This is a genomic window from Vreelandella sedimenti, assembly GCF_013416325.1.
Classification (GTDB): domain Bacteria; phylum Pseudomonadota; class Gammaproteobacteria; order Pseudomonadales; family Halomonadaceae; genus Vreelandella; species Vreelandella sedimenti.
Genome location: NZ_JACCGK010000006.1, coordinates 260,961 through 283,218 on the forward strand (window position 1 = coordinate 260,961; position 22,258 = coordinate 283,218).

Below are 22,258 nucleotides of genomic sequence, written 5' to 3' on the forward strand. Positions count from 1 at the left end.
GTGCACCTGCTACTCAAACGTAGGCCCTCCGGCTTCATCGCCCCACACTTCTTCAAGGCGGCCGTCGCGACCACAGCTGTAGCGGTAGAACTTATAACGCACAGGGTTCTTTTGATAATAGTCCTGGTGGTACTCCTCAGCAGGCCAGAAGGTAGTGGCTGGTACTATTTGGGTGGCGATCTCCCGGTCGAAGCGCGCTTCCATTTCGGCTTTGGACGTTTCGGCCAGTTCACGCTGGACTTCGTCGTGATAGAAGATCGCCGAGCGGTATTGATCGCCTACATCGCAGAACTGACGGTCAACCGCAAAGGGGTCGATGTTGCGCCAGAAGATTTCTAATAGCTGCTCGTAGCTGATCTGCTCGGAGTCGTATTCGATTTGCACGACTTCAGCATGACCAGTACCGCCCTGGGAGATTTCTTCGTAGGTGGGGTTCTCTAGCTCGCCGCCGATATAGCCGGAAATGGTGGCGCTAACACCGGGCTGGTTATCGTAAGGGGGTTCCATACACCAGAAGCAGCCGCCTGCAAACGTGGCTTCTGCACTGCTCTGGGCTTGAAGCGAAGGGCTGGCTAGGCCAGCGGCAGCCAACACGCTAAGCGTGAATGGACGAAGAGGGGGCAGTCGGATCATTGCAAGCACTCCAGTAGCGGGGCGAGTTACTGTTCATTATGGAGTTGATTAGTCGTTTGGTGTTCCCTTTCCTTACAGCCCCTTTGTCACAACCCTTTTTTTATGACTTAGCCTAGACGATGGGGCCATACCTCATCCAGCGTACTGAGCGCAGCGTTGACGGTCGATTCGTTGGTACTTTCATGACGCCAGATAAAGCTTAGCGCGCAGGGCAGGCGAATATTCTCCGCCACTGCCAGACCGCTCTCCTGGCGCTCGGTCATCGCCAGGGCGTCCCGGGCCAGGCTTAAACCAACGCCTGCGCGCACCAGGTCAAGCATGCAGGCCTCCTGGTCAACTTGGGCCACCCGGTTGGGTACTGCGCCGCTCGGTGCCAGCGCCTGCTTTAACAGCCGATGGTGGGCGGAATCCTGTGGCGTAACAATCCAGGGCAGCGTGGCTAAGTGCTCCCAACGAGTATCAGTGAGTCGATTTTCCCAGCCTGCAGGGGCAATCACGTGATAATCAAAATGGGTTAGCTCACGCCAAGCAAGCGTCTCACGGCCTTTTCCAGGCCCTTTTTCAAGGCCTGACCCAGGGCCTTGACCGGGCGGTGCCAGATAAAAACCAACATCCAAGTCGCCTTGCTCAATGCGATTAAGCACGCTGCCGCTCATACCATGGTGTAGTTCGGTTTCTAACTGCGGCGCACGAGCCATCAAGCGGCTCAAAAAAGCACCTAGGCGGAGAAATTCGGGGTCGACAATGGTGCCGATCGAGAGCTTGCCGCGCAGCGTGCTGTGTAATGTCCCGGCGGTTTGCTCAAACGACAGGGCGCTGGCCAGGGCTTTTTCAGCGGCAGGCAGCAGCGCATGGCCGTCAGGCGTCAGCGCAAGGCCTTGAGGGCGTCGGCTAAACAGCGTGAGGCCTAAATTCGCCTGCAGCTGCTTCAACTTTAGGCTAATGGCTGGCTGAGTCAGGTGCAGCTGTTCTGCGGCGCGTGACACGCTGCCTGTTCGTGCAACGGCCACGAAGGCGCGCAGAGTGGCGTACTCTTGCATGATTAGCCTCAAATATTTGTCGTGATATTAGCAGAGCTTATAACTGGCTTTTAAATAACTCAATTGATCCGTTCGCTAGGCCCAGTAGGCTAGGCTGACATTAGGCTCTTGCTAGCAAGCGTTTTTTGGCAAGCTTTTCACACGTGTTATTAACATGCGTTTTTAAAAACAGGCACTCCCATGACAACAACAGCGATTCAGCACTTTATTAATGGCCAGGTCACCGCTGGTGAGTCTGCTCAATCCCAGGACGTATTTAACCCCGCCTCTGGCCGTGTTACCGGTCGTGTATCGCTCGCTTCTCAGGCGGACGTCAATACGGCGGTAGCGGCCGCACAAGCCGCTTTTCCCTCCTGGGCCGATACCCCGCCGATCCGCCGCGCCCGGGTGATGTTCAAGTTTTTAGAGCTGTTAAACGCTCATAAAGATGAGCTAGCCGAAGCAATTACCAAAGAGCACGGCAAGGTGTTCACCGATGCCCAGGGTGAAGTGGCCCGTGGTATCGATATTGTTGAATTTGCCTGTGGTATCCCGCAGTTGTTAAAGGGGGACTACACCGAGCAGGTGAGTACCGGGATCGATAATTGGACGATGCGCCAGCCGTTAGGCGTCGTTGCAGGTATAACGCCATTTAATTTCCCAGCCATGGTGCCGATGTGGATGTTCCCGCTGGCAATTGCGGCGGGTAATACGTTTATTTTGAAGCCAAGCCCGCTCGACCCCAGTGCCTCGCTGCTGATGGCTGACTTGCTAAAGCAGGCGGGCCTGCCCGATGGCGTGTTCAACGTTGTGCAGGGCGATAAAGACTCCGTGGAAGCGCTCATTGACCACCCTCACGTTAAGGCGTTGTCGTTTGTGGGCTCAACGCCGATTGCCAACCTGATCTACGAGCGTGGCGCGCGCAACGGCAAGCGCATTCAAGCCTTGGGCGGGGCCAAAAACCATATGGTAGTGATGCCTGATGCACATTTGGATAAAGCCGTCGATGCACTGATCGGTGCCGCCTATGGCTCAGCTGGCGAGCGTTGCATGGCGATTAGCGTAGCGGTGTTAGTCGGTGATGTGGCGGATAAAGTCGTGCCAGTATTGGCTGAGCGGGCTAAAGCGCTAAAAGTAAAAAACGGTATGCAGCTTGATGCGGAAATGGGCCCCATTGTGACCCGCCAAGCCCACCAGCGTATTACCGGCTATATCGAAAATGGCGTGGCTGAAGGCGCTGAATTGGTGGTCGACGGCCGCTCCTTTGACGCCTCTTCGGCGGGGGAGGAGTGTGCCGAAGGCTTCTGGATGGGCGGCACGCTTTTTGACAATGTCACTCCGGAGATGACGATCTACAAAGAAGAAATTTTTGGCCCAGTGCTGGTCTGCGTGCGAGTACCGGATATCGCCACTGCGATCCAATTGATTAACGACCATGAGTTCGGTAACGGGGTTAGCTGCTTTACCGAAAGCGGTACGGTAGCGCGGGAGTTTGGCCGCCGCATTCAGGTTGGCATGGTGGGTATCAATGTGCCCATTCCGGTGCCCATGGCATGGCACGGCTTTGGTGGTTGGAAGCGTTCGCTGTTTGGTGATACCCACGCCTACGGGGAAGAGGGCGTGCGTTTCCACACCAAGCAGAAGTCGATTATGCAGCGTTGGTCGGATTCGATTGATGCCGGGGCTGAATTTGTAATGCCCACGGCGAAGTAGCGACTAAACGTTACCGGAGCCAACCAATGTCAGAATCTACCCATAACAATGTCGACCATATCAGTTACTTCGACTATATCGTGATTGGCGCAGGCACCGCGGGGTGCCTTCTGGCTAATCGTTTGAGTGCCAATCCCAATAATAAGGTGCTGCTGATAGAGGCGGGCGGTCGCGATAACTACCACTGGATTCATATTCCGGTGGGCTATCTCTACTGCATAAATAACCCACGCACCGACTGGCTGTTTCGCACCGAGCCCGATAAGGGACTCAACGGCCGTTCGCTGATCTATCCGCGGGGGAAAACCCTGGGCGGCTGCTCTAGCATCAACGGCATGATCTATATGCGCGGCCAAGCGCGAGACTATGACCACTGGGCGGAAGTTACCGGCGACGACGCTTGGCGCTGGGAGAACTGCCTTCCCGACTTTATCAAACATGAAGATCACTATCGTCTGGATGAGGGGGGCGATGCAGATGCCCTGCACCGGGATTTTCACGGCCACGGTGGGGAGTGGCGGATCGAAAAGCAGCGCCTAAAGTGGCAGGTGCTGGATGATTTCGCCGAAGCTGCCGTGCAGGCGGGCATCCCGCGTACCGACGATTTTAACCGTGGCTCTAACGAAGGCGTGGCCTACTTTGAGGTCAATCAGCGCTCGGGCTGGCGCTGGAATACCGCCAAAGCGTTTTTGCGCCCTGCGCTCAAGCGCAAAAACCTCACGCTATGGCACTCCACCCAGGTAAATCGGCTGCTGTTCGAAAAAAGTGCCAACATGCTGCGCTGCACTGGGGTGGAGGTGGAGCGTGAGGGCAGCCCCCTTCACGTCATGGCGAACAGGGAAGTGGTGCTGTGCGCAGGGGCTATTGGTACGCCGCATCTGCTGCAGCTTTCCGGTGTGGGCCCCGCAGAGCCGTTGCGTGAGCATGGAGTTGAGGTAGTGCATGAGCTGCCGGGCGTCGGCGAGAACTTGCAGGATCACCTGCAGATTCGTTCGATATATCGGATTACTAATGGCAAAACCCTGAATGCCATGGCCAGTACGCTGTGGGGTAAAGCGGGAATTGGCCTTGAGTACCTGTTTAAGCGCTCTGGGCCGATGAGCATGGCACCTTCGCAGTTGGGGGCTTTTACCCGCAGTACGCAGGATCAACCGCACCCCAATATTGAGTACCACGTGCAGCCGCTAAGCCTGGAAGCCTTTGGCCAGCCGTTGCATCCGTACCCAGCGATTACCGCCAGCGTATGTAATTTGAACCCGACCAGCCGGGGCACCGTGCGGCTGAAAAGCAGCGACCCGCGCCAGGCACCAGCGATTTCTCCCAATTACTTGAGTACCCCAGAGGATCGCAAGGTGGCGGCGGACTCCCTGCGTGTGACTAGGCGCATCGCCGAGCAGGCTGCGTTTGCCAAATACGCGCCGGAAGAGGTGAAACCTGGCGTCGAGTACCAAAGCGACGATGAGCTAGCCCGGCTGGCCGGTGATATCGGCACGACTATTTTCCACCCAGTGGGCACTGCAAGGATGGGCCGCGAGGATGATGCGATGGCAGTGGTCGATGCCCGGCTACGAGTGCGTGGCGTAATGGGGCTAAGAGTGGCCGACGCAAGCGTTATGCCGACCATCACCAGCGGCAACACCAATTCTCCGACGCTGATGATTGCAGAGAAGGCCGCCGGTTGGATACTGACTGAGAGGCCCTAGTGGCAAGATCTATTAATCAACGTTTTATGAGGGTGTTGACGCGGGAGGGTGGTTGAGCGCAAAATGATTGGAGTTGGTTAGCAAGTCGAACGTTGTCAGCAGTATAGAAGCGCCTCTAGCGTTAAATCTGGTGAAAGTCTCTTGTTATACCCACTGCAATTCGGGTATTTCCCGGTTTAATTAGCAACATCGAGGATTTCGATCATGGCAACTGGTACCGTTAAGTGGTTTAACGACACTAAAGGTTTCGGCTTCATTTCTCCTGACGACAATGGCGACGATCTGTTCGCGCATTTCTCAGAAATTCAGGCAGAAGGCTTCAAATCTCTGCAAGACGGCCAGAAGGTTTCCTTCGACGTCACACAGGGTAAAAAAGGCCTTCAGGCTTCTAACATCAAAGTAGAAGGTTAATTCCTTTACTAAGGTGTTAACAATCACCGCCTAGCGTTGATTGACCAAAAAACCCCGCCGAGCGCGGGGTTTTTTGTATCTGTATAATTAAGGCAATCCTTATGCTTGCCTCACACCTCACACCTCACACCTCACACCTCACACCTCACACCTCACACCTCACACCTCACACCTCACACCTCACACCTCACACCATATTCCATTTCGATCTTTAAATGTTTCTAAAAATAACTTTTTAGAATATAAGATTGGCTTCACAATACCGCCATGCTTATTTGTTAAGGATGTCGTGGTTATGTCGCTGGATGCTTGGATAGCGGTCGGGGTGGTGCTCACCATCTTCCCGTTGATGGCCTTTTCACGCCTGGGGCCAGATATTATCTTGCTGGGCGCGGTTATTTTACTGATGACGCTGGGTGTGATTGACCCACAGCAGGCGCTGGGGGGCTTCTCCAATAGCGGCCTGTTTACCGTGGCGTTTATGTATGTGCTGGTGGCCAGCATTCGCGAAACCGGCGGCATCGATCTGATTATTCGCTATGTGCTCAAACGGCCAAAAAGCGAGCGAGGCGCGTTGGTTCGCCTGCTGCTCCCCGTGGCCACGCTTAGCGGTTTTGTCAATAATACCCCGGTTGTCGCTACCTATATTCCCGCGGTCATGAGCTGGAGCCGTCGGCTGCGCTTGTCTCCCCAGCGGCTGCTGATGCCGCTCAGTTTCGCCTCTATCCTCGGTGGCACCATCACGCTTTTTGGCACCAGCACTAACTTAGTGGTGCATGGGCTGCTGCTGGAGCGCTACCCTGAGCTTGGCATGGGCCTGTTGGATTTGGCCTGGGTAGGTGTACCCGTGGCAATCGCAGGACTTGCTTATCTAGTCTTGTTAGGGCCACGTTTGTTGCCCGCTAGGGAAGGGCTGGCCAATGCGTTTGCCAACCCACGTGAGTTCACTATCGAAATGGAAGTCGACCCGGCAGGAGTGCTGGTGGATCGCACTGTCGAAGAGGCGGGGCTACGCCACCTGCAGGAGTTGTTTCTGGTCGAGATTGAGCGCGCAGGCAACGTGGTCAGCGTTGTTGGGCCTGGCGAGCAGCTCAAAGGCGGCGATCGGCTGGTGTTTGCAGGTACCTCTGATGCGGCGGTGGAGTTGCAGCAAATTCGTGGCTTAATTCCCTCCCGAGACGACACCTCCAGTTTGGAGAAAGAGTTCAAAGAGCGCCGCTTGGTAGAGGCAGTGGTCTCAAATCAGTGCCAGTTTATTGGCCAGCGTATTCGCGATGGCCACTTTAGAACCCTTTATGGGGCAGCAGTGCTGGCGATCTGCCGTGGCGGCGAGCGGGTTAAGGGTAATCTTGGCCAAGTGCGGCTGCAGCCCGCCGACGTGCTGCTGCTGGAGGCGCGTCCCCCCTTTATTGAGCGGCACCGTCAGTCGCGGGATTTCCTGCTGATTAGTGAGTTGAATGGCGCGGCGCGGCCGATCCATGAGAAAGCGCCGCTAGCGTGGGGCTTGCTGTTAGGCGCCGTGCTGCTCGCCGCCTTCGGTGTGCTGAGTATGCTCAATGCTGCCATGTTGGGGGCGGCATTGGCGCTACTGACGGGCTGCTGCTCGGTGGGCGCCGCCAAGCGTGGCTTGGATACCCAGGTGTTGCTCACCATTGCCGCGTCGTTTGGGGTGGGGGCCGCGCTGCAAAGCTCTGGTGCTGCCGAAGTAATAGCCGGCGGGGTGCTCACTTTAGTGGCCGGGAACCCTTTGCTACTGTTAGTAGGCACTTACTGCGTGGTGGCGCTGCTCACCGAGCTGGTGACCAACAACGCAGCGGCAGTGATTATTTTTCCGGTGGTGATGAGCGCGGCCGAAAGCTTGGGCGTGAGCCCGATGCCCTATGTGGTGGCGGTAATGTTTGCCGCCTCAGCGAGCTTTTTAACCCCCATCGGCTATCAAACCAATCTGATGGTGTATGGCCCAGGTGGTTACCGGGTGAGCGATTTTCTACGTCTGGGCAGTGGATTAAATATACTGACGGGTGCCATAGCGCTCGTTTTGATTCCCCTTGTCTGGCCCTTTTAAACGTGGCGTGACCTTTTTAAACATGTCATGGCTCGCTGTTAACGCGGGTTTGCGCTAGGGTGGCCCTTTTTGAATAAGGAATACGATGTCATGACTGCTCCTGGCGAACTGATTATTGAGCCGAAAGATGGTCAACCCGCCGATGCCTGTGTGTTTATTATTCACGGCTTAGGCGCGGATGGGCACGATTTTGAACCCTTGGTACCCGCATTAGCGCTGCCTAAAGATTCCCACGTGCGCTTTATCATGCCCCATGCGCCACGCCTGCCGGTGACGATCAATGGCGGTATGGTAATGCCGGCTTGGTACGATATTTTGGCCATGGATTTGGGGCGTCGGGTCGATGAGATCCAGCTCAAGAAATCTGCTGAGCGAATCCAGGCGCTGATTCAAGAGCAGATCGACCAGGGCATCGATAGCCAACGCATTATTGTTGCGGGCTTTTCGCAGGGTGGTGCTGTTGCCTACCACGCCGCACTGACTTTCCCCGCGTCGCTAGGAGGTTTATTAGCCATGTCGACTTACTTCGCAACCGCCGACAATATCGACCTTGCGGAAGCCAATCGTCAAATCCCTATAGAAGTGCAGCACGGTAACTTTGACCCCATTGTGCCTGAAAGCCTGGGTCGTAGTGGTGCCGACCGCTTAAAAGAGATGGGCTACGCGGTCAACTACCGCCAATACCCTATGGCCCATTCGCTCTGCCCCCAGCAGGTGAATGATATCGGCAAATGGCTGAGTTCTCGCCTAAACTAAGCGCCTATTCGTGACCGATGCAAGGATGTAGCGAAAACGAATGACAGCCTCCTTTGATGCAATACACTCTCTTGACGCAATAGAAGTGCTGCTAGCGCTGTGCCTCACAGCGTCGGCGCTGGTGTGCCTGTTTGATCGTCACCTGGTGCGCGCCTGCTACTTTTTTGTGGCCTTTGCGGCTGCAATGACTGCGGCTTGGTTGCAGCTTGGTGCTCCCTGGCTGGCAGCTGTTGAGCTAGTGCTAGGGGTAGGGCTAACCGGGCCCTGTTTTTTTTATGCCCTGGGTCACGTTTTGCCCGGCGCTTCCTCCCCTCTCGAGCGCGATAAATTCAGCGAGCCTTGGTCGCGGGTGGCGATGCGGATGGTATTGGCGCTGGCTTGGGTTGTCATGGTCGGCGCAGCGATTCGCTATGTCGTCGCCGATATGGCGTATGCACCTTCAGAGCATCCGCTGCTCGTTGCTGGCGTGGTGATTGCCGCTACCGCCTTAGGGGCGTTTGCGCTACACCGCCATCTGCTGCGTCGCCTGCTGGCGTTTAATCTGCTCGGCTCGGCGGTATTTATGCTACTGGCTGGCGTGGCAGGCACCTCGGCGAATGCTCAGGCGTTAATTAGTGTAGGGCTGCTAGTCGCCTGGCTGGGGTCAATGCTGGGTGCGCTGTTGATTCGGCAGCTTTTGCATCTTGAAGGCGTCGAGGCCTTGGGGCGTGACGGTAAACCTGGGGAGGGCGCCACATGATTTGGCGCTTTGGCCTTTTCGATAGCACCTTTGAACCCCTGCTTCCTACTCACTGGGCGCTGCTAGTTGCACTTGGCTTACCTCTGCTGCTGGGCATGCTGGCGGCGCTATTTCCCCCTAAGCGGGCATGGCCCGTGGTGCTGGCGAGTGTGCCGGTATTGGCCTCTGGGCTAATGCTGCTATCTGCTTACGATCAAGCGGGACTACTGCGCTGGCATTGGGATATAGCAGGCGTTCAGCTGTCGCTGCGCTTAAACGGTCTGAGTGTTCTGTTGCTATTAATGACTCAGGTGATTGGCGGTGCGGCAGCGCTCTATACGCCAGGGTATCTGCGCTTAAGCGAAACCGGGCCGTTGGCACGCTGGCTGTGGCCGCTGATGGGCGTAGTGCTGAGCGCGCTTTCGTTAATTTGGTTGGCCACTGACCTGTTGACCCTCTATGCGGGGCTGGAGTTGATGGGCCTGGCGGCGGTCGGCATGCTGATGTTATCGGGCAAGGTAGCCGCGCTGGTGGCGGGAATGCGCTATTTGCTCTTGGCCCTGATGGGATCGTTAACCTATCTACTCGGGGTGGCGCTGATTTTGGGCCACTGGGGGCGATTGGATTTGCAGGGCTTGGCTGAGGTCGTAGAGCCTGGGCCGGTGGCGTGGTTTGCCGCCGCATTGATAGGCGCCGGGCTGGCCTTGAAAGCCGCGCTGTTTCCGCTGCATGCCTGGCTGACTCCTGTCCACGAGAATGCCTGGACACCGGTAAGCGCGTTACATGCGGCGCTGGTGATCAAAGCGTCGCTGTTTATATTGCTGCAGCTGTGGAGCATTCTGCTCCCTGATGCGTTCTACGCCCCGCGTGTTATTGCCTGGTTAGGTCTGCTGGCGATTGTATGGGGCGGGTTGCTGGCGTGGCGTACCGATTCACTTAAAACCCTGGTGGCTTCTTCTACCGTGGGTCAGTTGGGTTACCTGATGGTGGCTTTTCCGCTACTACTGGGGCCGGATATTGCCCCGCTACCCCGCGCTTTGGCTTGGGAAGGGTTCTGGCTGCAGCTAATGGGCCATGCCTTTGCTAAAGCCGCTATGTTCATGGCTGCAGGTAACCTGATATTGGCCACCGGGGAGAGCACACTCAAAGGCCTGGCCGGCACCAGTCGCCGCTTGCCGCTTTCGCTATTAGTGTTTGGTATTGCCTCCATTACTTTGATGGGACTGCCGCCCAGCTCGGGGTTTACCGCCAAGTGGCTGCTGCTACAGGCGATGGTGATATCCCAGCAGTGGTGGGCTGTGGCCGCGTTATTGATCGGTACGCTACTCACTGCCGCCTATATATTTCGACTGTTTCGCTACTGTTTTGATGAGACGGCTCCCCGCCATCGCTATCAACCCCTTGCGCCGGGCATGGATCTGATCGCACTAACGCTTGCTCTGATTGCGTTCGCCCTGGGGCTATTGGCGCATTTTCCGCTGGAATTGATGCATGGAGGTAGCCCATGAATGCCGCCTGGTTACCGCTGACCGCTCTGGCCACTTCGCTATTGGTAGTGGTGGTTATCTTTGCACTGCCGGAAGAAGCCCGGCGGCTGCGCACGACGATCAACCTTATGGCGGCGGTGGTTAAGATTATTCTGGTTACTCTTATGGTCAGGCGGGTTGCCGCGGGACATGAGGATATTTTTAGCTTTCAAGTGATCGGTGGCGTTGATTTTGTGCTGCGCAGCGATGCGCTGGGGGTGATGTTCGCCGGACTATCGTCACTGCTGTGGTTATGCACCACAATCTACGCCATTGGCTACTTGGAAGGTTCAGCTAATCGGAAGCGCTTTTTTGGCTTTTTTAGCCTCTGCGTTGCGAGTACGATCGGCATTGCGCTGGCTGATAACCTGTTTACCTTCCTGATTTTCTACGAAATGTTGACGCTCTCCACCTACCCCTTGGTGGTTCATAACGGTACCCAGCAAGCACTCGATGCGGGGCGCGTCTATTTGCGCTACACCTTAAGTGCCGGTGTGGTACTGCTGCTTGGCACCGTGCTGCTGTATAGCCTGACCGGGGATCAGTCATTCTCCTCTGAAGAGGGGTTGGGCGACTATTTAAACGATCATCGCGGTTTGCTAACGCTAATATTTGCCCTGCTCGTAGGTGGGCTGGCGGTAAAAACGGCCATGGTACCGCTGCATGGGTGGCTACCCAGGGCGATGGTTGCCCCCGCGCCGGTGAGTGCGCTGCTACACGCGGTAGCGGTGGTGAAGGCGGGGGCTTTCGGGATTCTGCGGGTCGTTTACGACCTGTTTGGCATTGAACTTAGCGTGGAGCTCGGCGTTATTACCGCGCTAGCGGTGGCTGCCTCATTTACGATTATTTATGGTTCATTAAGAGCCATTGCCCAAGAGGAGCTGAAGCCCCGCCTAGCGTACTCCACCGTCAGTCAGGTCTCCTATGTCATCCTCGGTATAGGCCTGTTTGGCCCTTTCGGCACCGTCGGTGCTTTAGCGCATTTGCTGCATCAGGGCCTAATGAAGGTCACGCTATTCTTCTGTGCGGGCAACTATGCCGAAGAGCTGGGGATTCATCGTATTGATGAAATGGACGGCGCCGGTAAACGTATGCCGTTGACCAGCATCGCGTTTACTATCGGCGCGTTTGGCATGATTGGCCTTCCGCCCGTGGCGGGGTTTATTACCAAGTGGTACCTCGGTGTTGGCGCGATTCAGGCCGAGATGTATTGGGTTGTCGCCGTGCTAGTGGCGAGCAGTACCCTCAATGCCATGTACTTTTTGCCCATTGTGCACCGCTTATGGTTCCGTTCAGGGCCTGCCCATGGCAAAGGCAGTTGGCCCAAAGAGCAGCGTCTAGGCCGTTTTGAAACTCATAGTTGGCTGCTGTTACCGATGGTGTTTACCGCCTTGGTGAGTTTGGGGGCCGGGTTGTTTGCCGGGCTCCCCTTTAGCCCCTTGGATTGGGCTGCTCGGGTAGCCAACGGGGAGTATCTGCCATGATGACCATGCTGCTTGCCCTGGCGCTACTTTGGCCGCTGGTCGTCATCGGTTGGACGCTATGGAGCGCCTACCGCGCTCCGGCTGCTTATCAGAGCTATTTTTCAGCACTATGGCTAAGCGCCGCTTGGCCAGCGCTGCTGCTAGCCTACGGCGGTGAAGCGCAGTGGACGATGGATGCCTGGATGCTGGGTGGTGAATGGGCGCTTAACTCGTTAAGTCGCCCCTGGCTTGCGTTTACCGCATTGCTCTGGGGGGTGGCAGCCATCCACGCAAGGGGCTATTTTGCGGCGGAACAGGCGAAGGCCCAGAAGGGTGATCAGGATACTCAGCGACGCCTGTTGCGCTTAGCGCTGCTTTGGCCGCTGACACTGCTCGGCAACGTATTACTGATTATTGCCCAGGATATCGCCAGTTTTTATCTAGGCTTTGCGCTGATGACCTTCGCCGCCTACGCCCTGGTGGTGCATAGCGGTACTGTGGAGGCACGGCTGGGGGCCAAGGCCTATTTGATGTTAGCCGTGGTGGGCGAAGGGCTCATTATAGGTGGCTTTCTATGGGCAGCCGGCGAAGCTGACACATTAACGCTGCAAGGTCTGCGTGAAGGCATTTTAGTCGCAGAGCAAGGCGCATGGATGGCCGCCTTGTTGTGCTTGGGCTTTGGCGTGAAAGCAGGGGTTATTGGCTTACACGTATGGCTACCGTTAGCCCACCCGGTGGCACCGGCACCAGCCAGCGCGGTGCTTAGCGGGGCGATGATTAAGGCGGGGCTGCTGGGCTGGATCAGTGTGCTGCCGTTAGGTGATGAGCAGGTTTCAGTTTCCTTAGCCCAGTTTGGCAACATCATGTTAATGGCAGGGCTGGCGGCAGCCTTTGGCGCCGCGCTGTATGGCGTTTTTCAGCGCCACCCTAAAGCCGTTTTAGCCTACTCCAGTATCAGCCAGATGGGCATGATGACCTCACTGGTGGCCATGGGGTTAGTTGCGCCAGACGTATGGCCGCTGCTATGGCCAGGCTTAGTACTGTTTGCCGCCCATCACGCGCTGGCCAAAGGTTCACTGTTTATGGGCACCAGTATCAGTGAACATCTACCCCGTTGGCCGCTGCCGTTGGTCTGGGCTTTGCTGGCGCTGCCAGGTATCTCGCTGGCGGGCGCCATTGGGGCGGGCATGATCAGCAAGTGGGGGGTGAAGAGTCCGCTCTACGAAATGCATCATGAATCGTTAATCAAACTACTCAGTTGGGCGGCTGTTGGCACGGCAGCTCTGGTAAGCGTTGCCCTATGGCGTCAGTGGCAGCAGCGCCATAAAGGAGGCAGTAACCGAGAGCAGTGGGGCGCCTGGTTAGTTGCCATAGCGGCAGCGCTGTTAACGCCATTTTGGCTCCCTCTTCCTGCTGGTAGTATCGAGATGCCGCCGTTTAAAGAGTGGTTGGGGATTATATGGCCATTCCCGGTAGGGGTTCTGTTCGCCGCGTTGGGCTGGCTATTAACGCGACCGCTTAAGGGTAAATCCCTCCCCGCTGGCGATCTATGGTGGCTCTATGCGGGAATGTTCGGCGCTGCATTGGTGCCGATACGACTGTTTGGGCACTACTGCGCCGAGCTTAAAGCGGCGAGCGTGGCAAGCGCACAAAAAACTGAAGAGATGTTGATGGGCGATTTAACACGCCTGTTGTCGACGGAGTCCTGGTTGCGCCACCATGCCAGTGGGCTGATGATGTTGCTTGCCGTGCTGCTTGCGGCGCTAATGATGTGGGAAGGTCAGCGATGAGACGACTGTGTGGACTGTACTTGTCAGGAGCCTGCTATGGGTAAGCTCCCGCGCGGTCGCCGTGCGCAGGTGCCCGGTGATATTCCCCAGCGGGGTTGGCACGATATCGCTTGGCGGGTAGTGCGCGCCGCTCGTCGTAACCGCCTTACCATGCTGGCCGCTGCTGTGGCTTTTTACGCATTGCTGGCGCTGTTTCCCACTATCGCGGCGGTCATTTCTCTCTGGGGATTACTGTTTGACCCTTATGAAGCCGGTCAGCAGTTGTATGAAATCAGCCGGTTCATGCCGCCGGATGCTGCCAAACTGATTGATCAGCAGGCTCAAAAGGTCGTGGAGAGTGCGGAATCGGGTAATTTTCTGGGTGCTTTAGCCGGGCTGCTGATTGCGATGTTTATCGCTTCCAAAGGGGTGGCAGTGCTGGTTATTGGCCTTAACGTGGTGTATGGGGAAACTGAAAAACGCAGCCTGTTACACCGTAGTACGGTATTGGTCGCGCTGACTTTTGGTTTGATTTTTATGACGCTGATCTCGCTAGCGTTTATCGCCATCGTACCGGTGGTGGTCAACTCCTTGGCGATTAACCCTCCGTTGGATCAAATCCTGCAATGGCTACGCTGGCCTGCACTGTTAGTGGTGATGAGCATGCTGATTGCGCTGCTCTACCGCTACGCTCCTTATCGGCGCTCGGCTCAGTGGAATTGGTTAAGTTATGGCACCCTGCTGGCGACGGGGATGTGGCTGTTAGGTTCCGGTGGGCTTTCGCTCTACGTACGCTACTTCTCTACCTTTAGCGAGCTTTATGGCTCACTGGGGGCGGTGGTGGCGCTTATGATCTGGTTCTGGCTCTCCGCCTTTGTGGTGCTGTTTGGGGCGGAAGTCAACTGTGAGATGGAACGCCAAACCTTCACCGACACCACCATTGGCGAGGCGCGCCCGCTAGGTGAGCGCGAGGCGTTTGCCGCGGACACCATTGGTGCCCCCCGGCCGTGGAAGGACATTGAGGAGAGTAACGATACTTGAGGGCGGAGAAGCACCTCCCACCAGCGGTGGGAGGCGGTTGGTTATAAAAAAGCAGGTTTAAAGAAGAAAGCTTAAAGCAGCTCTTCCGCCGCCAGGGCCAAGCGCGAGCGTTCAACGCTTTTCAGCGTAATATGCCCGGCATGGGGCCAATCACGGAAGCGCTCCACCACTGCGGCCATACCGCAGGTGTTGGCGGTGAGGTAGGGAGTGTCAATCTGCCCGACATTGCCCAGGCAGACGATTTTGGTATTGCGCCCCGCCCGTGTTACTAGCGATTTAAGCTGTTTGGGGGTGAAGTTTTGCGCCTCATCAATGATTAGAAAGGTGTCGTTTAGAGTGCGTCCGCGCATAAAGCTCGGCGAACGGATCTGTACCCGTGAGCCAATTAGCTGCCGCGTGGCACCGTTATCCCAACTGGTTTCGCCCTCCTCGTTGCGCAGCAGGTTATCCATATTGTCGTGGAAGGCACCCATCCACGGTGACATCTTCTCCTCTTCGGTGCCGGGTAGAAAGCCAATGTCTTCCCCCATGGGGATCGGCGCGCGGGTAAATACAATACGCTCAAATAGCTTGGCATCCAGAGTCTGTTGAAAGGCGGCGGCCAGGGTCATAAAGGTCTTACCCGTACCGGCATTACCCGCAATGGTGACCAGGTCAATATCGGGATCCATGAGTAGGTTTAGCGTGAAGTTTTGCCGGCTGTCGTGGGCGTGAACGCCCCACACGCCCGAGTGATGGCGGTAGTTAGTCAGCAGTTGAAGGCGTGCCGAAGAGGGCCCCAGTTCACGAACGATCGCTTCGAACTCCGCCCCGTTTTCGCTATCCGAGACCAGCATGCCCACGTGCCAGTGGCGGGGCATAGTGCCGGTGAGTTGGTAGAAAGTGTGGTGGTCGAGTCGTTCCACCGTGACATCTACATTCAACGCTTCCCACAGTGAAGCGCCATGCTGGCCGGCGGAGGCGTAGACCTGGGCGCCCTCAATCATGGCGTCGCTGTCGGAGAAGGCGCGGTCGTTGAGGTAATCCTCAACGGGCACTTTCAGCGCGGCGGCTTTAACGCGGAGGTTGATATCTTTGGTAATCAGAATGACCGAGGCGTCGGGACGTTCTTCGCGAAGGCGGCAGGTCTCCGCCAGTATGCGGTTATCGGGGCTATCGTCGAGGGCGTCAAAGAGCTTTAAATCGTTGTAGCATAAAAAGTGTAGGCGTCCTGTGTCGCCGCTGATACGGGGAATCGGAATACCGCGTTGGATCTCATCAAAGGTGACTTGGCTGGTAAGGTCAGAGAGCGTACGGCTGATTTGGCGAGCCGTGCGGGCAATTTCACGTACACCATTTTTGTGCTTATCAAGTTCCTCCAGGACGGTCATGGGAATAACAACGTCGTGCTCATCGAAGTGGTAGAGCGCGGTGGGGTCATGAATGAGGACATTGGTGTCCAACACATACAGCCGAGTGGCTTTCTTATCGAGTCGTACCATCGTTGGAATCACTCCTTGGTTGACGGCAACATCGACACTGGCAGGTGCGTATTACGCCCAGATGACACTTGCCAGTGTTCCTCACGTGGCGTGTCCTGGCGGCTCCTTATTTAGCTCTTTGTAATAGCGTGGAAGGCTTTGGTGTTTTTTTCCATAAAAAAGATTTCAACGATATGTCAGCAAGCCCTGGGTGTTAGCTTGGTATTCGCCCGGAGTCTCAGTTCTGGGAAGCTAAGAAGTGCGCCACCTTGTTTAATAAGGCGGTGGCCACCACGCCGCGGTTATCGCTCTCCACATAGCGGTAATAGTGGCTATCTAGCACTAGATCGTGATTTAGCGTGCAGAGCGTGCCAGCCTCTAGGGCGCCTTTAACCAGCGGGTAAGGCAGCAGCGCCCAGCCGGTCGCGTTGATGACGGCGTCGCGGATTACCTCAAACATGGTTAAACCCAGATAATTACCTGAAAACAGCGCCTCGCTTATCAGCTTATCATCCTGTACGTGGGTCAAACACACTTGGGTGTACTGGGCCAAGTCGTCGCGGTTAACGCTAGGGAGGCGACTTAAAGGGTGGTGGGGCGCTGCCACTAAACGCATGCTGACGGGAGCAAGGTTGGCCGCATTGGCATCAATGCCTTCAGCGGTATACAGACCGAAGGCAATATCCACCGTTTGGCGCTGCACAAACTGGGTGTGTTCCTGGGGTGGCACTAGGTACACCGAAATCGCGGTTAGCGGAAACTGCTGTTTTAAATCGTGCATTACCTGACGCCAAAACACCTCGGGCAGGGCGTCATCACGGGCGATGCCGAGCTGGCTTTCAACGCCCTGCAAATGCTGGTGGCAGTGTTTTTTGATTCGGCTAGCGCTGGTCAGCAGGCGGTAGCAGTCGGGAAGCACGCTATCGCCCACGGCGGTAAGCGTTAGGCTATTGCCCGAACGCTCAAATAGCGCCACGCCCAGGCTATCCTCAAGCGCATTGACGGCGGCACTCAGTGTGCTCCGTTTAAGGCCGGTATGTCTTGCTGCGGCGGCAAAGGAGCCATGCTCGGTGACATCAATAAAGGCCTGTACTTGTTCTGCACGCATAGTCGCCTCGTTTAACGCTTTTAGCGCCAGTTAATTTGGCGCTGAGCGATTCGTGATTGTCATAACTCTTCTCTATTATGGCGCATAATTCGCCTAATGTTATGGAGTTATCCGCGTGTCCCCCTTTGTTGCCGAGCGCCGTGCGCTAAGATTTTCAGCCATTTCAGCTAGCCTATTTGCGTTTACCGGGCTTGCGCTAGGGCTGACCAGCGGTTCCATAACGATTCTTTTTGACAGCGGCTACTCGCTGCTGAGCCTTGTGCTGGCATCGTTGTCTCTGTTTGCACTTCAGCAGGCGCGTAAACCTGCGGATGATCACTACCCTTTTGGGCGGCTGACGGTAGAGCCGCTTGCAGTGCTGCTCAAAGGCGTAGTGATCGCGATGGTGTGTATCGTGTCATTGGTTTCCGCGCTATGGAGCCTGCTCGATGGGGGGCGGTTGGTCACGTTGGATTTGGCGCTGATGTTTGGCGTGGTCAACGTCACGGGTTGTTTATTAACCTGGTGGTGGCTGGCGCGCTACGCCCGTGTAGCGCGCTCTTCGCTGTTGGACGCCGAGCTACGTCAGTGGCAGATGGATACCTGGCTGAGTGCCGCTGTCATGTTGGGGTTTGGACTTACCTGGCTGTTAACCCAGTCGCCCTGGGCCAGCTATGCGCGCTTTGCTGACCCGGTGATGGTGCTGATTATCGCGGGTTACTTCTTACCCATGCCGATTCGCATGGTGAAGGGAGCACTGCGTGAGCTGATGTTCGGCGGCTCATGCAGCAGCGTGCGACGCGATGTGGTGGAGGATGTCGCCGATTTTGATGTCACCGCCGACGATGTGCGACTGGCCCAGGTGGGCAGCTTTTTAATGGTCGATATCCAGCTCGACAAGCAGCAGTTCGACGACGCTCAAGAGATTGTAGAGAGCGTAGAGAAGCGCTGTAAACGGCTAAACCTGCGCCCTATTACCAGTCTTACCTTAGTCGCTGGCTGAGGCGGGTGAAAAAAGATTGACGTTCTGTTAGTGGCAGTGCTATTTAGCGCTACCGACAATAGGTGTCGGCTTAATAGTGCTACGTTGAGGGTTGTAAAAACATGCCACTGCGCCGCTGTTTACCCGTACTGCTACTGACCGCACTGGTCGCTGGCTGTGCAAGTTCTACCATTGCGCCAAGTTATACCACCGACAATCCTGATGTTATGCGGATTGGCGGCGAGCGCCCGGCTAACCGCGATGCAAGCGTTGAAAGCGCCGGATCGTTCTGTCTGGAAACCGCCGAACGCTGGAGTGAGCACGGCCGTACACCGGATGGCCAAACGTTATGGGCAAAAGACACCCTGCGTAAAGTGGTGCCTTGCAAGCAGTAGTCGTTAGCAAAACCAAAACCGCCAGCTTCGATAAGCTGGCGGTTTTATACGCAAAGAGGATAGTTAATCCTGTTTCTTTTCCGGTTTGCCTTTGCGCTTTGTACTCGCGAAATCTTCTAGCTCCTTCTCGCTCATGGAGTCATACATCTCTTTAGACGAACCATAAAGTTCACTGGGCTTGGTTTCTCCGCGCTTAGCGGATAGTGCCGCGCCCGCCGCTTTCTGTTGCGCTTTGGAGGTTGCTGGCATTGTTGAACTCCTTTCATTTAGCTTCCGTTTACCTACTGCACTATTGAGCATTGCATTTTTAAGCATAGTCACTGGTGCTCAGCTTTCCAGAAGCATCAATCAAACCTTCTACATGTGCCAATCAGTTGACTTCCATTTGCCTGTCGCGTTATTAACCTACCGGTCGAAGTGTGCCACTCAGTAACGTCATCGTATCAATGCTGTTAACGAAGAGAACGCCATGACACCGGCTATCAATAGTGCAAAGCATGCAGGCATTGCTTTTCAAATCCATGATTACGATCACGACGCCACCGCGCACTCCTATGGATTGGAGGCGGCGGAAAAACTGGGCGTCGCGGTGGAGCAGGTTTTTAAAACCTTAGTGGTGAAGCTGGATGGCAAACAGCTGGCAGTAGGCATTGTGCCGGTCAATGGGCAACTGGGGTTAAAGCAGATCGCCAAAGCCGCTGGCGCGAAGAAAGCGACCATGGCTGAACCGTCGGAAGTCGAGCGCACAACCGGCTATGTGCTGGGCGGTGTTAGCCCGTTGGGTCAGAAAAAGCGCTTGGCCACCTTTATTGATCACTCTGCCGAAAGCTTTGCCAGTATCTATGTAAGCGCCGGGCGTCGTGGACTTGAAATCGAGCTGGCCCCGGGGGATTTAGCCACGCTGAGTCAGGCTACCTTTGTACCCCTGGCCACCTGATGTCGATGTGATGGCGGCGCAGCCCGGGGCACTTTCTGGTATGGTGCGGTAATATTTGCGTGTGTCGTTTGTCTTGTAGGCAGCGAGCGCTGTTTTCCGATGGCCACCTACCTGTGGCCCAAGTAAGGTAATATCGTGTCTGACTCCTCTTTCTCCTCGTTAGCGTTGCCAAAAGCTCTGCTGAGCAACCTTGCGTCCCTTGGCTACCTCGAAATGTCGCCGGTGCAGGCAGAGAGCCTGCCGCCGATGCTGGCCGGACGCGATGTGCTGGCGCAGGCGAAAACCGGTTCAGGCAAAACGGCGGCGTTTGGTTTGGCACTGCTGGCTAAATTGAGAGTCGAGAGCTTTGCGGTGCAAGGCCTGGTGCTGTGTCCTACCCGGGAGCTCGCTGACCAAGTGGCTGAAGAGCTGCGCCGTTTAGCCCGCGGCATGGCTAATGTAAAAATACTGACCCTCTGCGGCGGTGCACCCTTTGGCCCGCAGCTCGGCTCTTTAGAGCACGGGGCACACATTGTCGTAGGCACACCAGGGCGTATTGACGAGCACTTGCGCAAAGGCTCGCTCACTCTGGAATCCCTCGCCATGCTGGTGTTAGATGAAGCGGATCGCATGCTGGATATGGGCTTCCAGGCAACCATTGATGACATCATTGCTGAGACCCCAACTGACCGCCAAACGCTGCTGTTCAGCGCAACCTTTCCGGATGAGCAGTCATCGGGCGGTCTAACCGAGATGACCCGCGGCGTCATGCGTGAACCGGTGATGGTAAAAATCGCCGAGGTGCACGACGCCACGACGATTCAACAGCACTTCTACAGTGTCGCCAATGAAGAGTCGCGATTTGACGCCCTGCGCCAACTGTTGCTGGTCTATCGGCCCGCGACCAGCGTGGTATTCTGCAACACTAAACGTGAAACCCAGGCAGTGGCTGAGCAACTAACCGATGTTGGTTTTAGCGCCGTAGCGCTCAATGGCGATTTAGAGCAGAAGGATCGTGATCGCATTCTGATTCTGTTCTCTAACCAGAGTGCGTCTATTCTGGTGGCCACGGACGTTGCCGCCCGCGGTCTGGATATTGCCCAGCTGGACGCGGTGTTTAACTACCAAATTGCTCGCGAGCTTGATGTTCACGTGCACCGGGTAGGTCGAACTGGGCGTGCCGGGGCCAGTGGCATTGCCTGCACGCTGGTGACTCCTAAAGAGAGTTATCGGCTGGAGCGACTGGAAGGGTTGCTGGAGCAGGCGATTAAAACTGAGCCCTTGCCTAAACCGCAGTACTCGGTGCCGTTCGAGCCGTTAATGGCGACACTGCAGTTAGCTGCTGGCAAAAAAGACAAGCTGCGCCCCGGCGATATTCTTGGCGCGCTGACCAGTGAAGGCGGCTTGCGCGGCGATCAAGTGGGTAAAATTAAAGTGCTCGCCCGCAGTGCCTATGTGGCCGTTGAGCGCGATGTGATTCAACAAGCTCAGGCCAAACTCGAGCGTGATAAATTAAAAGGGCGGGCTTTCCGTGTTCGCCGTATCCGTTATTGAACGCGTACCAAAGAGGAGCCGACGCAGCTAATCATGAAAATCCCTAAGCGATTACAGCCCCTGGTCGATGATGGAATGATCGACGAGGTGTTGGTGCAGTTAATGAGTGGCAAGGAAGCGCAGGTCTACGTGGTGCGCTGCGGTGAAGAAGTGCGCTGTGCCAAGGTATTTAAGGAGGCCAAACAGCGTAGCTTTAAACAGGCCGTTCAGTATCAAGAGGGACGTAAAGAGCGCAATAGCCGTCGTTCACGGGCGATGGCCAAAAAAACCCGTTACGGCCAGAAAGAGCAGGAACAGGCGTGGCTGAATGCCGAAGTCGACGCGCTCTACCGTCTTGCCTCGGCGGGTGTGCGGGTACCTGAGCCTCATGGTTTTGTTGATGGTGTATTGCTGATGGAGATGATCAGCGACGCTGAAGGCAACGTCGCGCCACGCTTGGACGAAGTGACGCTAACGCCAGAGCAAGCCGAGACCTACTACGCCAAGGTTATTCAAGACGTGGTTAAGATGCTGTGCGCGGGCCTTATTCATGGCGATTTGTCGGAATTTAATGTGCTGGTCGATGCCTCTGGCCCGGTGATTATCGATCTGCCCCAGGCCGTTGACGCTGCCGGTAATAACAGCGCAGCCGCGATGCTGTATCGCGATGTGGATAACATGCGCAATTACTTCGCCCAGTTTGCGCCAGAGCTTCTGAATACCGAATATGGCAGAGAGATGTGGGCGCTGTATGAAACCGGTGAACTGCATCCGGATAGCAAGCTCACCGGCCACTTCGATGCTGACACCCATATTGCTAACGTCGATGAGTTGATGGAAGTCATCGACGATGCCAAAGAGGAAGAGGCGGAACGTCAGGCGCGTATGCGCGACGATGATGACGACGGCGAGGTTCCGCAGCCTTACTGAACAGTCAGGCTCCTCTCGTTTTACAGCAAAGCGAGGAGCCTGGTTCGAGCTTTTGCCTGCTTTTAAGATTTAACCCAGCAGTTCATTCGCGTGCTTGACCACATTGTCGACGGTAAAGCCGAAGTGTTTGAACAGATC

The 22,258-nt window shown here is 56.0% G+C and carries 20 protein-coding genes; 15 read left to right on the top strand and 5 right to left on the bottom strand.

Annotated elements, in window-relative coordinates; genetic code table 11:
* Nucleotides 1–9: 9 nt before the first annotated feature.
* Nucleotides 10–633, bottom strand: a complete 624-nt coding sequence (gene msrA, locus HZU72_RS08855) for a peptide-methionine (S)-S-oxide reductase MsrA (RefSeq protein WP_180091452.1) — start codon at nt 631–633, stop codon at nt 10–12.
* A gap of 107 nt (nt 634–740) precedes the next feature.
* Nucleotides 741–1,673, bottom strand: coding sequence for a LysR family transcriptional regulator (locus HZU72_RS08860; RefSeq protein ID WP_180091453.1), 933 nt, complete (start codon nt 1,671–1,673; stop codon nt 741–743).
* Between the two features lie 180 nt (nt 1,674–1,853).
* Here HZU72_RS08860 and HZU72_RS08865 point away from each other — a divergent pair, with 180 nt between their 5' ends.
* The 10 genes from HZU72_RS08865 to HZU72_RS08910 all read left to right on the top strand — a co-directional run bounded on the left by HZU72_RS08865 (nt 1,854) and on the right by HZU72_RS08910 (nt 14,817).
* Nucleotides 1,854–3,365 (top strand): CoA-acylating methylmalonate-semialdehyde dehydrogenase, encoded by a 1,512-nt coding sequence (locus tag HZU72_RS08865; RefSeq protein ID WP_180091454.1) that lies wholly within the window; start codon nt 1,854–1,856, stop codon nt 3,363–3,365.
* A 26-nt stretch (nt 3,366–3,391) separates the two neighbouring features.
* The gene (locus HZU72_RS08870; protein ID WP_180091455.1) at nt 3,392–5,068 is read left to right on the top strand and encodes a GMC family oxidoreductase; all 1,677 of its coding nucleotides are present in this window, start codon (nt 3,392–3,394) and stop codon (nt 5,066–5,068) included.
* Nucleotides 5,069–5,272: 204 nt separating this feature from the next.
* Complete coding sequence (locus HZU72_RS08875; RefSeq protein ID WP_022522448.1) at nt 5,273–5,479, top strand: cold-shock protein; 207 nt, start codon at nt 5,273–5,275, stop codon at nt 5,477–5,479.
* A 295-nt stretch (nt 5,480–5,774) separates the two neighbouring features.
* On the top strand, nt 5,775–7,544 hold the full coding sequence (locus HZU72_RS08880; protein WP_180091456.1) for an SLC13 family permease: 1,770 nt from the start codon (nt 5,775–5,777) through the stop codon (nt 7,542–7,544).
* Between the two features lie 90 nt (nt 7,545–7,634).
* Nucleotides 7,635–8,300, top strand: coding sequence for an alpha/beta hydrolase (locus HZU72_RS08885; RefSeq protein ID WP_180091457.1), 666 nt, complete (start codon nt 7,635–7,637; stop codon nt 8,298–8,300).
* Between the two features lie 40 nt (nt 8,301–8,340).
* On the top strand, nt 8,341–9,039 hold the full coding sequence (locus tag HZU72_RS08890) for a hypothetical protein (protein ID WP_180091458.1): 699 nt from the start codon (nt 8,341–8,343) through the stop codon (nt 9,037–9,039).
* Nucleotides 9,036–10,526 (top strand): complex I subunit 5 family protein, encoded by a 1,491-nt coding sequence (locus HZU72_RS08895; RefSeq protein WP_180091459.1) that lies wholly within the window; start codon nt 9,036–9,038, stop codon nt 10,524–10,526. The genes HZU72_RS08890 and HZU72_RS08895 overlap by 4 nt, the downstream gene beginning before the upstream one ends.
* Nucleotides 10,523–12,028, top strand: a complete 1,506-nt coding sequence (locus HZU72_RS08900; RefSeq protein WP_180091460.1) for a complex I subunit 5 family protein — start codon at nt 10,523–10,525, stop codon at nt 12,026–12,028. The genes HZU72_RS08895 and HZU72_RS08900 overlap by 4 nt, the downstream gene beginning before the upstream one ends.
* On the top strand, nt 12,025–13,797 hold the full coding sequence (locus tag HZU72_RS08905) for a complex I subunit 5 family protein (RefSeq protein ID WP_180091461.1): 1,773 nt from the start codon (nt 12,025–12,027) through the stop codon (nt 13,795–13,797). Before HZU72_RS08900 ends, HZU72_RS08905 begins: the two co-directional genes overlap by 4 nt.
* A 36-nt stretch (nt 13,798–13,833) precedes the next feature.
* Entirely contained in the window at nt 13,834–14,817 is a 984-nt protein-coding gene (locus HZU72_RS08910) for a YihY/virulence factor BrkB family protein (protein ID WP_180091462.1), read from the top strand.
* Nucleotides 14,818–14,888: 71 nt separating this feature from the next.
* Here the strand turns inward: HZU72_RS08910 and HZU72_RS08915 are convergent, their stop codons facing one another.
* Nucleotides 14,889–16,298 (bottom strand): PhoH family protein, encoded by a 1,410-nt coding sequence (locus HZU72_RS08915; protein WP_180091463.1) that lies wholly within the window; start codon nt 16,296–16,298, stop codon nt 14,889–14,891.
* 217 nt (nt 16,299–16,515) lie between these two features.
* Nucleotides 16,516–17,385 carry a LysR family transcriptional regulator gene (locus HZU72_RS08920; RefSeq protein ID WP_144811058.1) on the bottom strand — a complete coding sequence of 290 codons (870 nt, stop codon included), beginning with the start codon at nt 17,383–17,385 and terminating at the stop codon, nt 16,516–16,518.
* Between the two features lie 115 nt (nt 17,386–17,500).
* On the opposite strand from HZU72_RS08920, the gene HZU72_RS08925 reads away from it, so the two are divergent.
* Together HZU72_RS08925 and HZU72_RS08930 are read left to right on the top strand one after the other, a co-directional pair.
* A complete protein-coding gene (locus tag HZU72_RS08925) occupies nt 17,501–18,367 on the top strand; it encodes a cation diffusion facilitator family transporter (RefSeq protein WP_180091464.1) in 867 nt (288 codons plus the stop codon).
* Nucleotides 18,368–18,468: 101 nt separating this feature from the next.
* A complete protein-coding gene (locus HZU72_RS08930) occupies nt 18,469–18,741 on the top strand; it encodes a hypothetical protein (protein ID WP_180091465.1) in 273 nt (90 codons plus the stop codon).
* A gap of 63 nt (nt 18,742–18,804) precedes the next feature.
* Here the strand turns inward: HZU72_RS08930 and HZU72_RS08935 are convergent, their stop codons facing one another.
* Nucleotides 18,805–18,990 (bottom strand): DUF3008 family protein, encoded by a 186-nt coding sequence (locus HZU72_RS08935; RefSeq protein ID WP_180091466.1) that lies wholly within the window; start codon nt 18,988–18,990, stop codon nt 18,805–18,807.
* A 220-nt stretch (nt 18,991–19,210) separates the two neighbouring features.
* Here HZU72_RS08935 and ybaK point away from each other — a divergent pair, with 220 nt between their 5' ends.
* The 3 genes from ybaK (at nt 19,211) to HZU72_RS08950 (ending at nt 22,120) form a co-directional block, all read left to right on the top strand.
* Complete coding sequence (gene ybaK, locus HZU72_RS08940) at nt 19,211–19,678, top strand: Cys-tRNA(Pro) deacylase (protein ID WP_180091467.1); 468 nt, start codon at nt 19,211–19,213, stop codon at nt 19,676–19,678.
* A 135-nt stretch (nt 19,679–19,813) separates the two neighbouring features.
* Nucleotides 19,814–21,211 carry an ATP-dependent RNA helicase DbpA gene (dbpA, locus tag HZU72_RS08945; RefSeq protein ID WP_180091468.1) on the top strand — a complete coding sequence of 466 codons (1,398 nt, stop codon included), beginning with the start codon at nt 19,814–19,816 and terminating at the stop codon, nt 21,209–21,211.
* 33 nt (nt 21,212–21,244) lie between these two features.
* Entirely contained in the window at nt 21,245–22,120 is an 876-nt protein-coding gene (locus tag HZU72_RS08950; protein ID WP_180091469.1) for a PA4780 family RIO1-like protein kinase, read from the top strand.
* Nucleotides 22,121–22,258 lie beyond the last annotated feature (138 nt).